The organism is Flavobacterium pectinovorum (assembly GCF_022802975.1).
Lineage (GTDB): Bacteria > Bacteroidota > Bacteroidia > Flavobacteriales > Flavobacteriaceae > Flavobacterium > Flavobacterium pectinovorum_B.
Genome location: NZ_JAFEVZ010000009.1, coordinates 115320 through 129059, shown reverse-complemented (window position 1 = coordinate 129059; position 13740 = coordinate 115320). Strand labels below are relative to the sequence as shown.

Genomic DNA, 13740 nt, shown 5'->3' with positions numbered 1-13740 from the left:
ATTTGTAAAATGTGTTTTGTGAGATGTAAAATATGTTTTGTGTTCTTTTCATTTTACAGATAACATCTTACTTCTCACTTATAAAACTATTTTGTAATCGACGAATTGGTCTTAGACTCTTCCAATTTGATTGCGCTCAATTCTCTTTTAGCTTCTTCAACTACATCCGGATAATCTGTAAAATTGTTAATTACATTATCTAAAATATAAGTTGCCTGATAGCTGTCTTTCAATCCGTAGAAATTTTTCGCCATCAACACCAAACTTTTTGCTCCGTAATATTTATAACCGGAATAATTTTTAGCCAGTTTTTGAACCGCTGCATTTGATGCTTCAAATTTGTTTTCTTTCGTTTTAAAATACGCATCATAATACAAGGCTTCTGCTGCCAGTTCTCCTTTGGATGTTGCTGATAATTTTGCGTAAGCTGCTTTTGCTTTGTCTTCCTCACCGGTTTGCATTGCGGCACGTGCTACGATAATTTGAGCATCAGACTTTACATTGGCATCTGCTTTTGGATTTTGTAAAACCTTGTCAGCATATACAACTGAATTATCGTAATCTTTTTTGTCGTAGTAACATTTCATCAAATTAGCCTGAGCAAAACTTTTATTTTGAGGATAATCTGCTCCATTTTCTAAACGTATTAAAACCGGAATGGACTTATCGCAATCTTTGGCTTTTAGATAAATCTGAGCTAATCTGTTTAAAGCCTGTTCCGTAAATTCATTTCTAGGCTGATCGATTACATATTGATAATTTGAAACCGATTTGGTTTCTGAACCTTCTGCATAATACAATTGTGCCAGATAAAAATTTGCTTCCAATGAATGTAATCCTGATGGAAATTTACTTACATAGCCCGCAAAACCTGTAATAGACTGTTTGCTGTTGTTTTGACTGTATTGTTTAAAAGCAGCATCATAAGTATCATTATCCAATTCTGCATCTGTAACTGATACAAAATCCAATGTTCTTACCCATGTTGCATATTCATCTACTTTTCCTGAATCGACATAAATCAATCGGGCTGTCGAAACTGCTTCAAGGGCTTCAGGTGTTTTTGGAAACTCAGCAGCTACTTTTTTAAATTTCGTCAAAGCCTGTTCATCACGATCTGAATTGTAATAAATCAAACCTTGTCTCAAAATTGATTTTGAAGTAAACGAACCGTTTTTATATTCTGAAATTAACTGATCGTAGGTTTTAATAGCCTGATCGTTCTTTTTGTCAGTTACATACGTATTAGCCAATTCAAACAAAACATCGTCACGATATTCTGATTTTTTATACATCTGAAGAAAATTATTCAACTCGTCAATTTTCTTATCATTTCTGGACATGAAACCATAAGAAATCGCTTTTTGAAATTGTGCATAATCTGCATCAACTCCTTTGGCATTGATTGCTTTTCCGTACGCTTCCATTGCCTGAGCATATTTTGAAGTTACAAATCGGCAATCACCCAAACGCAGATACGAATCGTTTAAACGAACTTTATCTGCCGGAGCATTATCAATTTGAGCCTGAAAAGAATTTCCTGCCTGATCGTATTCTTTCAGTTTAAAATACGTGTATCCAATATTATAATTGATATTTTTATATTCGTCTGTTGTTTTTGCAGCAGCTAAACCGGCGAATTGTTTATAGCTTAATAATGCATTCTGAAAATCATCAGTTACATATTCAGATTCTGCTTTCCAGAAAGTGGCGCGGGCTGTAAACTCAGGATTTTTTTGTTCTTTAACAGCTCCGTTAAACATTTTTAATGCTTCGGTATAATTAGATTCATTGTATAATTCTAAACCTCTGTAAAAAAGTACTTTTTGATAGGCGGGTTTATTTTCCGGAGTTCTGTTTTTCTCGAGTAAAACTAAAGCTTCTTTGTAGTTTTTAGAAGAAATATAAGAATCTACCAATAGCTTTTCAACTTCGGCCCTGCTTGAATTGTTTGGATATTTTTTTAAGAAATCAAGTAAAATTCCGGGAACGGTTTGATAAACGTTTCCAATTTCATAACTTAATTTAGCATAATTCAAAGCTGCATCTTCCTGAATTTGGGCATTAAAATCCATTTCAGAAGCATTTTTAAAAGCATTTAAAGCTTCTTGTTTTTTACCCGTATTTAAATAGGCTAAACCTAAATGATAATAGGCGTTTTGCGCTACAAAATCTTTTCCTTCAATGATTTTATTGAATTGCGAAATGGCTTTTTCGTACTCTTTTTGCTCGTAATATGCGTAGCCTAACTGGTAGAAATCGGTATTGTTCCATTTTCCTTTGCGTCCTGCGTATTGCTCTAAAAACGGAATCGCTTTACCGTATTGTTTTAAATTGAAATAACTCTCGCCAATAATTTTATTTAGCTCCGATTTTTCAAGTTCATTTGATTGGCTCATGGCTGCTAACCCCAAATCGATTGCTTTTTGAAAATTACCTAATTTGAAATTCATATCAGCCTGAAAATACGATAGCTTTTCTTTGTATTTTTCTTCGCCCGAAACCTCGTCAAAATATTTGGTCGCTTCTTTATAATCATCGCCTTCATAGGCCATAAAACCTAAGTAATATTTAGCTTGCGAACCAAATTCTTCTGAATTTACCACCTTGTTAAAATAGGCTGTGGCTTCTTTTTTCTTTTTGGCATTGAAATAGCTGTATCCTTTTTGAAAATTGAACTTATCCAAATCAGATTTGCTCATATAACTTTCGTCAACTCTGTCAAACCATTGCAAGGCTTTTGGGTAATTTGCCTGTTCGAAAAAATAATGGGCGACCTCAATATACGCCTGATTTTGTTTGGTACTTGTTGGATAATCGCTAACAAATTTTTCCATCAGTTCATCTGCATTTGCCTGATTGGTTCTAATAGCGCAGTTGGCAATGTAATAAGCACAATCTGATTTAACCTCTTCAGTATTGGGCTGATTTTTTACATATTCGAAAATATGTTGGGCCGAAGCATATTGTTTGTCCTTGTATAAAGCCAGTGCTTTGTCAAAGTCCTTTAATTCGTAGGTATATATAGCTGATTTTTGTGCCGAAACCATAGCCGAAAAAAGGGCAAATGGTATTAAAAAGACCCAGGAAAGTTTACGCATTTTAATTATATTTAGTATTCAAATGTATTATTTTTATACGGTTTATAACGAAATGTTTCTTGCTTTTATTATGAACAAAAATTTTAACAGCTTTGATTTAACAGCTTCTGAAAGGATTTTTCTCAACCCTGTAAATCATATAAGTAATTATAAACGAGGCATTTTATCATTTAGTTAATATGATAAACTCCTATAAGTTTAGTAAATAAAAAACTCCTTTATGCCATTTGTTAAAATGAACTTATATCACTTACATGCTTCAAATTTTCGTTTCAATATTTTCTGAGAAATGATTAAAATTTATTTTGAATCCAAGCGTTAACTTACTACTTTTACATTCAAATCAGTTTATTATGTCAGAAACCGTACTATCTCTTAAAGATGTCACTATATTTCAGGAAGGAAGAAAAATTTTATCACACATCAATTTAGAAGTTGAACATGGAGAATTTATCTATATAATTGGAAAAACCGGTTCCGGAAAAAGTAGTTTCATGAAAACTTTGTACGGTGATTTACCTCTTTCTGAAGGTGAAGGACATATTGTAGAATTTGATTTGGCTACACTAAAAGAAAGCCAGATTCCGTATTTGAGACGTAAAATCGGGATTGTATTTCAGGATTTCAAATTGCTTCCGGACAGAACTGTAAAAGACAATATGTTATTTGTCCTTAAAGCAACCGGCTGGGTAGAAAAAGAAGCCATGCAGCACAAAATCGATGAAGTTTTGGACAAAGTTGGCATGAAGGATTTTATGAACAAAATGCCACATCAACTTTCTGGTGGTGAACAACAGCGTGTTGCTATTGCACGAGCTTTGTTAAACGACCCTGAATTTATCCTTGCCGACGAACCAACAGGAAATCTAGATCCGCAGACAAGTTCTGAAGTTTTAGAGGTTTTGAAAAAAATCAACGCCAACGGAAAAACGATTATCATGGCAACGCACGATTATGCCTTGCTGATGAAATTCCCATCTAAAACACTAAAATGTGAAGATGAGAGAATTTTTGAAGTTGTACAGCGTTCAGTGTAATGCTTTCCATACTTATTCCTACTTATAATTACAATGCTTTTCCGCTTGTTTCAGAACTTAAGGAACAAGCTGATTGTTTAGGAATTGATTATGAAATTTTAGTTCAGGATGACTGTTCTGATTCTAAACTAAATAGTGCAAACGAAGAAATTACGTCACTTAAAAACTGCTCTTTTTTTAGCAACGAGTCAAATCTTGGAAGAGGTAAAAACTTAAACTCTTTAGTTGCTAAAGCAAAATTTGAATGGATACTTTTTTTAGATTGTGATACTTTCCCTACTCAAAAAAAATTTATTGAAAACTATTTAAAAGCTACTGCTAATAACTCAATTATATTTGGAGGAATTGTTTACAAAAACGAAAAACCTGAAAAAGAGGCTTTACTGCGTTGGGTTTATGGACAAAAAAGAGAAGCTTTATCTGTAAACGACCGAAATAGAAATCCTGCGTATTCGGCTTTGACTTCTAATTTATTGATTCAAAGAAATGTATTTCTTTCGAATCAATTTGATGAATCTATTACGAGATACGGCTATGAAGATTTGGTGTTTTTATCCGATTTAAAAAAGAAAGGCGTTATCGTTAAGCACATCGAAAATCCTACCTATCATTTAGGATTAGAAACTTCCGAACAGTTTTTAAACAAGACCAAAATTGCTTTAGAAAATTTAAAATTCATCACCCAAAATACTAATTTAGACCATTCAGAAAGTAAAATTTTGAAAATTTATAATTTATTGAAAAAGCTATATTTAACTTCGCTTATATCCTTTTTATTCAAAAAAACAGAGAGACCAATCACAAATAACTTGCTTTCTTCAAAACCATCATTGAGATTATTTGACTTATATAAATTAGGCTATTACTGCAGTATTGAATCCTAAATTTCACTATCCATTTCTTCGAAAAGAGTTTTCCATTGCACCATTATGTTTTCTAAATTGTATTTTTTCACACTTTCCCTAGCACTCAACCCCATTTGAATTCTCAAGTTTTCATCGTTCATTAGCAATTCAAGCTTTTCAACAAATGAATCTGCATTACTATCTTCTACTAGAAATCCGTTTTCGCCATTTTTAATAATCGCTCTTGGTCCACAAGGGCAGTCATAAGCCACAACTGGCAAACCCAAAGCCATGGCTTCTAACAAAACCATTGGGAATCCTTCTGACCGTGAAGTCATAAGAAATAAAGAAGAATTTAAATATTTTTCTAAAATATTTTTTACGGGTTCAAAAAAAGTAACATTACTACCAATACCCAAAGAATTTACCATTTCTTGTAAATCTTGATTTTCATTCGATTTTCCATAAATTTCGAGATTCCAATCAGGGTATTTTTCAATGATTCGTTTCCAGATATTCAACATTCTATCCAATCCTTTTTCATAGGAATGTCTGGCAACTACAATTGCTTTTTTTGATGATAAGTTTGAAAAATCATTAGTCAAAAATGAAATTGGATTGGAAATTATTATTGGTTTTTTATAATTCCATTCTAAAGCACTTTCATTTGACAAAAAAATGACTTTAGTGTATCTTTTTATTCCGATTTCTTTAATCTTGATAGAAAAAAAATCAAATAATTTATTTGTCACTTTCTTTTCTTGAACATATTTAGAACCGTGAATTTCTAAAATTAGAGGAATAGTTGTTTTTAAAAAATAAGGAAGTAAATAAGATTTTAAACCATTGTCTAACACAAAAATAACATCAGGATTTATTTTTGCAACCAATTCATTTAGCCCTTTCCTATAGCTAAGCAAAAACTTTATTGGATTACCTAAAAGAGACATATCGTGCAATACAATTCTTTTATCAAAATCAAAAAACAATGGGAAGTTTCTGCTGTTTTGGGTTAGAATGTGTATTTGATAATTTTTATTTTGTATAAAATAGTTTGACCTTAACGAAAGAACTCTTGCCACACCACCTTGGTTATTAATTTTTGGCGTTATAAAAAGAATTTTCATTTTATAGAAGTTAAAAATTCTTCATAATCCCTCAAGTAATCATCCTCATCATATTCGTTTGAAGCCAAAACAAGACACACTGCTCCCGAAGAAAAATTTTCTAACTCTCTCCAAGTATTGTTTTCAATAAGCAATCCCTTATCTGGCTTATTCAGTGTTATCGTATTTTGAGTTTTCCCATTATTTAAGACCACGTCGAAACTACCACTAATTGCAATTAAAACCTGCTGTAATTTCTTGTGAGCATGCCCTCCACGAGTAGCATTACTTGGAATATCGAAAAGATAATATACTCTTTTAATTTCAAAAGGTACGGTATCATTTTCAATAACGGCAATATTCCCAAGACTATTCTCAATTTTAGGAATTTCAATAATAGTAACCTTCATTTTTGCTTACTTATTTTAATTGCATCAAATTTAACCATTGTTTTCCAATGTTCGCTACTGAAAAAGTTGTAACGGACTGCAAAGCATTTTTTTTACAATTGGAATATAATAATTTATTTTCAACCATTTCATCCATCGCTTGTGCTAATCCCATAATATTTTGATTTTCTACCAAAACACCATTTTCATAATTTACTATAATTTCACCAGGTCCACAAAAACAATCAAAAGACACTACGGGTGTCTCTACGATTAAACTTTCGATAATCACACTTGGAAAGCCTTCATTTTTACTTGAAACAACCGTAAAAAGTGCTTTTTTTTGATAAGGATGTGGATTAGATTGATAATTTTTAAAAATTACTTTGTCTTGTAGTTTCTTTTCAAAAACCAATTCTTTCAACTCTTCCAAATATTTTCCTTCACCAATTATGAGTAATTTGATTTCTTTATTGGGCAGCGTTGAAATACTATAAGCTTCAATAAGTTTATCAAATTGTTTTACTTTTTCGTTCATTCGCCCAACTGCCAAAATATAATTCTTTTCTTCAGGAATAAATTCATTAGCCAAAATTTGAATTTTATCGATATCAAACGGATTATAAATTGTTGTTAACACAGAATTTAAGTTCTTTTTCAAAATATTTTCAATTGACTTACTGACAGTTACAATTGTCTGTTTACCATAAATTAAATTAGCCAAAAAACTGCTCTTGGGAATATAATTTTCAATAATTCCGCTATGTACTGTGTAAATTGTTGGTGATTTATAAACTAAATAAGAAATCAAAATCTCATTTATAGCATTCACTCTATATCTAAAATCGATAATAAAATCAAACTTGTTTTGAAGTAAATAATTTTTCAAGAAATAAAGACGTTTTAATTTATCTAAAATCGTAACCGATTTCATTTTTCCTAAATTGACCAATTCTCCAGAAAAATCATAGGTGACCCAATCGATAAAAATGACATTATGAACTTCTATTTTATTTTGAAAAAAAAAAGTAGACAATGTAGCATGTACTTTTTCAGCACCCCCACCGGCTAAACAATCTCCAATCAATGCAATTTTAAATGTACTTTTTCTGTCACTCATTTAATTTATTATCTATTTTAGCTTCAAATATAATCATTTATGCGCATTTTACTTATCGGGGAATATAGCCGGTTTCATAATTCATTAAAAGAAGGACTCCTTGAACTCGGGCATGATGTTTCTATAGTATCAAATAGTGATTTCAGGAAATTTCCAGTAGATTTTTCAACTGAATCAAAATTTTGCAATACAAAGTTTATAAATATTTTTAGACAATCTATCTTCAGAATCTTGGGTTTTGACATTGCAACATTAGAAATAGGGTTACGCTTTTATTTATTATCTAATAATTTTAAAAATTTCGAAATCGTTCAATTTATAAGTGAAAATCCTATAAAAACAAATAAAAAGATAGAATTTATTTTGTTGAAAAAAATTTTCCAACAAAACAAAAAAGTTTTTGTTCTATCCTGTGGTGCAGATTTTTTGAATATGAAATATGATATTGAAAACAAAAACAAAAAGTCAATACTACAAGCTTTTTTTAAAAATCCGAACTTAACCAAAGAATACGCTTCTTATTTTGATTTATTAAAAGAAAACCATAAAAAAGTACATGAATTTGTATTAGCAAATTGCAACGGAATTATTGCCAATGATTTAGATTATATAGAAGCTATAAAAAAACATCAAAAGTACCTAGGGTTAATTCCATATCCAATAAATTTAAAAAAAAATAATTTTGAAGAATTAAAAATAGAGAATAAAATAAATATTTTTTTAGGCATTAACGAATTTAATTACTACCAAAAAGGCATTTATTATTTTGAAAAAGCTTTAGAAATTATTTCTCAAAAATATTCCGAAAAAGTCGAAATTACAATTACTAAAAACATTCCTTATCGAGAGTATATTAAATTATACAACAAAGCTCATATTCTTTTAGATCAAGCATACAGTTATGACCAAGGATATAATGCCCTCGAAGCAATGACAAAAGGGAAAGTAGTTTTTACTGGTGCAGAACCAGAGTTTGTAGATTATTATAAAATAACCAAAGCTGTTTGTATTAATGCCAAACCAGATGTAGATTATTTAGTAAAAGAGTTGTCTTTTTTAATAGAAAATCCAGATGAAATAATTGCGATTGGAAAACGAGCTAGATTATTCGTAGAAAAGGAACATGATTATATAAAAATAGCTCAACGCTATTTAGAAATTTGGCAATAACTAACAGAAAATCAATTAACTCTTTTACAAAGTCCTATTTTTTAACTTTAAAAATAGTTTCCAAACTTCTGTTAACTCTTCTAATTTTAATAACCAACAAATAAATAAATATGTAATTACCCCTATTATCCCTCCAATAAATAATTGTAAGACTAAATTATCTATTAAGTAAACCATAAATGTTACCGAAATAACCATTCCGATTGTAGCAACAAAAAAAGGCAACATATCTTTCAATTGCTGAAATGGACCATAACCAAAGAATTTCCCCGGAAGATAGGCGTTTATTAAAAAAGCTAATGCAGATGTAACAACATGCCCGATTATCATAGCTTTTACTCCCAGAGGAATTGTAATTATCATACCTAAAACAGTTAATGGTAATTTAGATAAATCAACTTTTAGATATAAATCCGAACGCCCCACCGCATTTAATAAATTCATATTGAGTGTACTCATTGGGGAAAAAATGCGTGCAAAAACCATCCATTGCAAAAGTGGAATTAGAGCAATCCATTTCTCAGTAAGTAACAGTATAACAATTGGCTTTGCCAGCAAGGCAAGAAGAGTCATAATCGGAATAATAAAAAAAGCTGACATACGAATCAGTCTTCTATAAATAGAAATCAATTTATCTTTATCGTTTTGCACCATTGTTAGTATTGGAAATGTCGCCTGTTGCATAACACTAACAATTGTTCCCGAAGAAATATCAGCAAAATTCTTTGTTCTAGTATAATAACCCAAAGAAGCTAAAGGATAGAATTTACCAACGCAAATATTATTTACATTGTTTAATATATGAGCATAAATACCTGATATCAATAATTTTGAACCGTAACCGAATAATGATTTAAATGATTTTTTTGAAAAAGCAATAGAAGGATTCCAATTACTAAAAAACCATAAAGACAGTGACGAAGCCAATGATCCGATTAGGGTTTGAATAACCAAGGACCATACCCCATATCCACTTATTGCAGCAATTACTCCGCATAATCCCCCAATCACAAACCCTATTACATTACTTTTGGCAATGGATTTGAAATCAATTTCAATTGTTAATTTTGTTCGTTGTACTATTGCTAAAGCATTTATAAACAAACTCAATCCTAATATCCTTGTCAAAATGGTTAACTGTGGTTGCCCAAAAAAAGAAGCAATATAAGGAGCTGTAAAAAACAACAATAAATAAAAGAAACAACTTACAGCTAAATTAAACACAAACATGGTCGAAAAATCAATTTCTTCCCTATTTTGCCTTTGAATTAAACCTACTCCCAAACCGCTTTCGATAAAAGCTTGAGAAAGCGCAATAAAAATGGACAACATTCCTATTAATCCAAAATCTTCAGGCACCAAAATTCTAGCAAGAACTATACTCACAATAAATTGGCCTATTTGAACAGCAAATTTATCAATTGCTGACCATAAAATCCCTTTCGTTGCAGCTGATTTTAGAGAGGTATTGTGCATTTAAAAAAATTTAAAATTTATTTATTCTAAAGCTGAACGTCTATTTTATGTGAATTATTAAAAAATCTCTTCTTCTAAATAATTTAATATATTTTCAGATGCAGTTAAGTTCTTCTTTGGCAACAACGTATTTTTCACAAAAGCATTGCGTTCTTCTTTCAACGAATCGTTTTCCTTCAGCACCACATTTTCAATAAAATCAATTACTTGTTTTTGGTTTCTGGATAGATAATGGACTGCTAATGTTTTTTCTCCAAAAACACTCCAGTAATCCATAATAGATTCATTTCTAATCATATAAAGAACTGGTTTTTCTGTAATAAGATATTCAGCCATAAACGACCCAGTATCATGAATCAGTGCATCTGAGGTTAAAAAAAGATCTATATAATAACCATCTCCATACTGACCATTCTCTAATTTTTCCCATTTATTGAAGTAATTATCAGTTTTTTCTTTGCCCCAGTTCGGATCATTTTCTAACTTGACTCTTAATAAAGGATGTGGGTTGAATGCAATTTGCAATTTATCTTTATAAATATCAGCTATTTCTAAAAAGAAATCATAATATTCTAAAAAATTAGACAGTTTGCTTAACTCGTTCATTAAATGATGTGGTGTCCATATAATTCTTTTTAAAAGTGGATTTTTATTTTTCCATACCTCTTTTGGCGTTTTATTAATTAAAAGTGGGTCGAATCCTGGATAGCCTGTTACAACACTATTTTTTCCTTTGCCCCATTTATTGTGTGACGCTATTTCTTTATGAAAGGGAGTTTCTGAAAAAATTTTCCAAACAAGACCATGAAAACCTAAATTATAGGCAAACTCATAATTAGTTGTTGTAATACTATAAGGAACATAACAGGTTAAAGTTTTTGCAAATTGATAAATATAATATCTGTAATCTTGTAACCCCTCATGTGGATTTGTAAAAAAAACTATATCCGGAGAAAAGGTATTTTTAATATCTAAATATTCTCCTGTGTCATTATTATATGTTTTAACAACGTTATAACCTTTTTTTTTAAAAGCCTCGAAGGCTTTATCCATTTCAAACAGCATATTTTCCATACCGAAATTTACGACTGGGCAAACAAATATTTTAGGTTCAAATCGAGAATGCTGCAACATTAAATCATACAACACCTCATATTTCCACACCGATTCATGATTCAAAAAGAAAGCTACTTTTATCACTTCTTTTTTTCTTACTATTTCAAGTGCTTTCCGGTGTCTTCTAGGTGCTATTTTAATAAAATATAGGTTGTATAAATCGATACAACTATGATACACATTACTTTTTGCTTTAACAAGTAAGCCCCACACTTCTGCAGGTAAATATTGCTTAACAATTAATTTTAATTTTCTCATTTTTTTATAAAGCCCAAGTTAGTATCGATTTAAAACTGAAACAACAAGACCCACCTCATCCACAGCCATCACTGGACTTATAGGTAAACTTAAAATTTCATTATGTATTTTTTCGGTGATGGGGAATAACAAATGATTCCAATTAGAAAAAGCTTTTTGTTTGTGTGGTGGAATGGGATAATGAATCATCGTTTGAATTCCGTTTTCTAATAAATACTGTTGCAAATGGTTTCTGTTTTCTGTTCTAATAACAAACAAGTGAAAGACATGATTTTCAGATAAATCCCAAAAAGGCAGTATAATCTTTTCATTTTTAATTTCAGATAAATAACGCTTTGCTATTCTTCTTCGTGAATTATTTTCAGCGTCTAAATTAGGCAATTTCACATTCAAAAAAGCGGCTTGCAATTCATCTAATCTTGAATTGACACCAATATATTCATTTTGATATTTGGCTTCCGACCCGTAATTTCGAAGAGATTGAATCGTTTTTGCTAACTCACTGTCATTGGTTGTAACCGCTCCCCCATCACCCAAAGCTCCTAAATTCTTCCCAGGGTAAAAGCTAAAAGCTGCAGCATTTGACAAATTTCCGGCCTTTTGACTTTCGACTTTTGGCTTTCGACTTTCGACTAAAATAGCCCCATGTGTCTGAGCTGCGTCTTCCACAACAATCAAATTATATTGAATGCCTATTTGATTTATTTTATCCATTTCTGCTAATTGTCCGTACAAATGAACAGCTAAAATTGCCTTAGTTTTGAATGTGATTTTCTCCGAAATTAAATCGGGATTGATGTTGTAAGTCTCAATCTTGGGTTCTACTAAAACAGGAACCAAATCAGCCTCTAAAATTGCCAAAATACTGGCGATATAAGTATTAGCAGGAACAATTATTTCATCACCTTTTTGCAGCTTTCCTAATTGAATATAGCCCTTAAAAATTAAAACCAAGGCATCAAAACCATTACCTACTCCAATGCAATGTTTTGTTCCGCAATAATTGGCAAAATTATTTTCGAAAGTTGCAACTTCGTTGCCCAAAATATACCAGCCTTTTTCTAAAACCGATTTCAGTTTTTCATGAAATTCCGTTTCGTAAAGTGCGTTTACTTTTTTTAAATCGAGGAATTGTATCATATCAAAATGGTTTCCAATAGTCCATAATTAGCAGTTTCAACCTCATAAAAATCATGAACAATGCTACTCGCTCCAAAACTTTCTTTCCAATAAGACAAACCATCATTTAGTTTTCGACCCTGATCTTCATTTGAAATTCCAAAATCAAAGAAACGTTTGTTTTTAAAGACTTCAGTTATCAAGTGATAAAATAATAAATCAAGTCCTCCTAATTCGTTTTTGTTTTCTTTCCCAGAAATATATTGACTATGAGCTACTGTTGTACTTTCAAAAATAGTGGTTCCTCCAACAATAATATCATTTTCATAAACATTAAATTGACGGATTTGTTCAGGGAACAATGTTTTCAATTTGGTTATCTCTTCCAGACTATGTACTGGTTTAGCCTGATGTTTTTGAGCTAGGTTTGGAATTAGTACTTCGTTCCAAAAACCAGCAAACCCCCCCACTTCTTTAATAACCAAACCATTACTCATTCCTGCTTTTACTCCTCTTCTCCTAATTTTCGATAATGAATAAGGAATCGACAAATCAATAACCGCCAAAGAATCCCGTCTAATTAATTTTGCATTCAACAAAAACAAAGCATAATTCAACTCTTCAGCTGGTTTTTGATGGTAAATTGAAGGTATTAACTTTAACTGTATTCTTTGAATATTATTCTCATTCAAAAAAAACAAAACCTTCTGAAAAATTGTAACTACCGAAGCCAGTTTAAGCTTCTCATTATAAACCAAACCTCCATAAGTAAGTCCCTGATGCGAGTACAGTGTTTCTCCTGATACATTAGCCGGCAAAACGGCAACCAGTTTTTCTCCTTCAAAAACCATTAAGGAATAATCTTCAAAACGGTCTTTGTGATATTCCATAAAATCACGATGAAATAAAAAAGTAGCATTTTTAGCCTGAACAATAAAGCTGTTCCAGGTTTTAAAATCGGTTTCAGAATATTTTTTTACGGTATATTTATCCAATGTTGTTT

At 31.1% G+C, this 13740-nt stretch carries 11 protein-coding genes; 3 read left to right on the top strand and 8 right to left on the bottom strand.

The genetic code is table 11. The features are described 5' to 3' along the window. Positions 1-86: 86 nt before the first annotated feature. The gene (locus FLV_RS14060; RefSeq protein WP_243234710.1) at positions 87-3101 is read right to left on the bottom strand and encodes a tetratricopeptide repeat protein; all 3015 of its coding nucleotides are present in this window, start codon (positions 3099-3101) and stop codon (positions 87-89) included. 353 nt (positions 3102-3454) lie between these two features. Between FLV_RS14060 and FLV_RS14055 the strand changes: the two genes are divergently transcribed. Next, positions 3455-4138, top strand: a complete 684-nt coding sequence (locus FLV_RS14055) for a cell division ATP-binding protein FtsE (protein ID WP_243234708.1) — start codon at positions 3455-3457, stop codon at positions 4136-4138. Next, positions 4138-5022: a glycosyltransferase family 2 protein gene (locus tag FLV_RS14050; protein ID WP_243234704.1), complete on the top strand. Its 885-nt coding sequence runs from the start codon at positions 4138-4140 to the stop codon at positions 5020-5022. Before FLV_RS14055 ends, FLV_RS14050 begins: the two co-directional genes overlap by 1 nt. On the opposite strand, the gene FLV_RS14045 is transcribed toward FLV_RS14050, so the two are convergent. From FLV_RS14045 to FLV_RS14035, 3 genes are read right to left on the bottom strand one after another with little or no spacing between them, the layout of a single operon-like run. Then, positions 5019-6110 carry a glycosyltransferase family 4 protein gene (locus tag FLV_RS14045; RefSeq protein ID WP_243234702.1) on the bottom strand — a complete coding sequence of 364 codons (1092 nt, stop codon included), beginning with the start codon at positions 6108-6110 and terminating at the stop codon, positions 5019-5021. The genes FLV_RS14050 and FLV_RS14045 overlap by 4 nt on opposite strands. Then, complete coding sequence (locus FLV_RS14040) at positions 6107-6499, bottom strand: sugar 3,4-ketoisomerase (protein WP_243234701.1); 393 nt, start codon at positions 6497-6499, stop codon at positions 6107-6109. The genes FLV_RS14045 and FLV_RS14040 overlap by 4 nt, the downstream gene beginning before the upstream one ends. 10 nt (positions 6500-6509) lie before the next feature. Continuing rightward, positions 6510-7598, bottom strand: a complete 1089-nt coding sequence (locus tag FLV_RS14035; RefSeq protein ID WP_243234697.1) for a glycosyltransferase — start codon at positions 7596-7598, stop codon at positions 6510-6512. 39 nt (positions 7599-7637) lie between these two features. Here FLV_RS14035 and FLV_RS14030 point away from each other — a divergent pair, with 39 nt between their 5' ends. Continuing rightward, positions 7638-8768 (top strand): glycosyltransferase, encoded by a 1131-nt coding sequence (locus FLV_RS14030; RefSeq protein WP_243234695.1) that lies wholly within the window; start codon positions 7638-7640, stop codon positions 8766-8768. A 24-nt stretch (positions 8769-8792) separates the two neighbouring features. Here FLV_RS14030 and FLV_RS14025 read toward each other — a convergent pair whose 3' ends face one another. Genes FLV_RS14025 through FLV_RS14010 form a run of 4 tightly spaced genes read right to left on the bottom strand, consistent with a single transcriptional unit; the run spans position 8793 to position 13732 of the window. Continuing rightward, a complete protein-coding gene (locus FLV_RS14025; RefSeq protein WP_243234694.1) occupies positions 8793-10244 on the bottom strand; it encodes a lipopolysaccharide biosynthesis protein in 1452 nt (483 codons plus the stop codon). Between the two features lie 57 nt (positions 10245-10301). Next, entirely contained in the window at positions 10302-11618 is a 1317-nt protein-coding gene (locus FLV_RS14020) for a CDP-glycerol glycerophosphotransferase family protein (RefSeq protein ID WP_243234693.1), read from the bottom strand. Between the two features lie 18 nt (positions 11619-11636). Continuing rightward, positions 11637-12758, bottom strand: coding sequence for a DegT/DnrJ/EryC1/StrS family aminotransferase (locus tag FLV_RS14015; protein WP_243234692.1), 1122 nt, complete (start codon positions 12756-12758; stop codon positions 11637-11639). Then, positions 12755-13732, bottom strand: coding sequence for a GNAT family N-acetyltransferase (locus tag FLV_RS14010; RefSeq protein ID WP_243234690.1), 978 nt, complete (start codon positions 13730-13732; stop codon positions 12755-12757). The genes FLV_RS14015 and FLV_RS14010 overlap by 4 nt, the downstream gene beginning before the upstream one ends. Between the last annotated feature and the right edge of the window lie 8 nt (positions 13733-13740).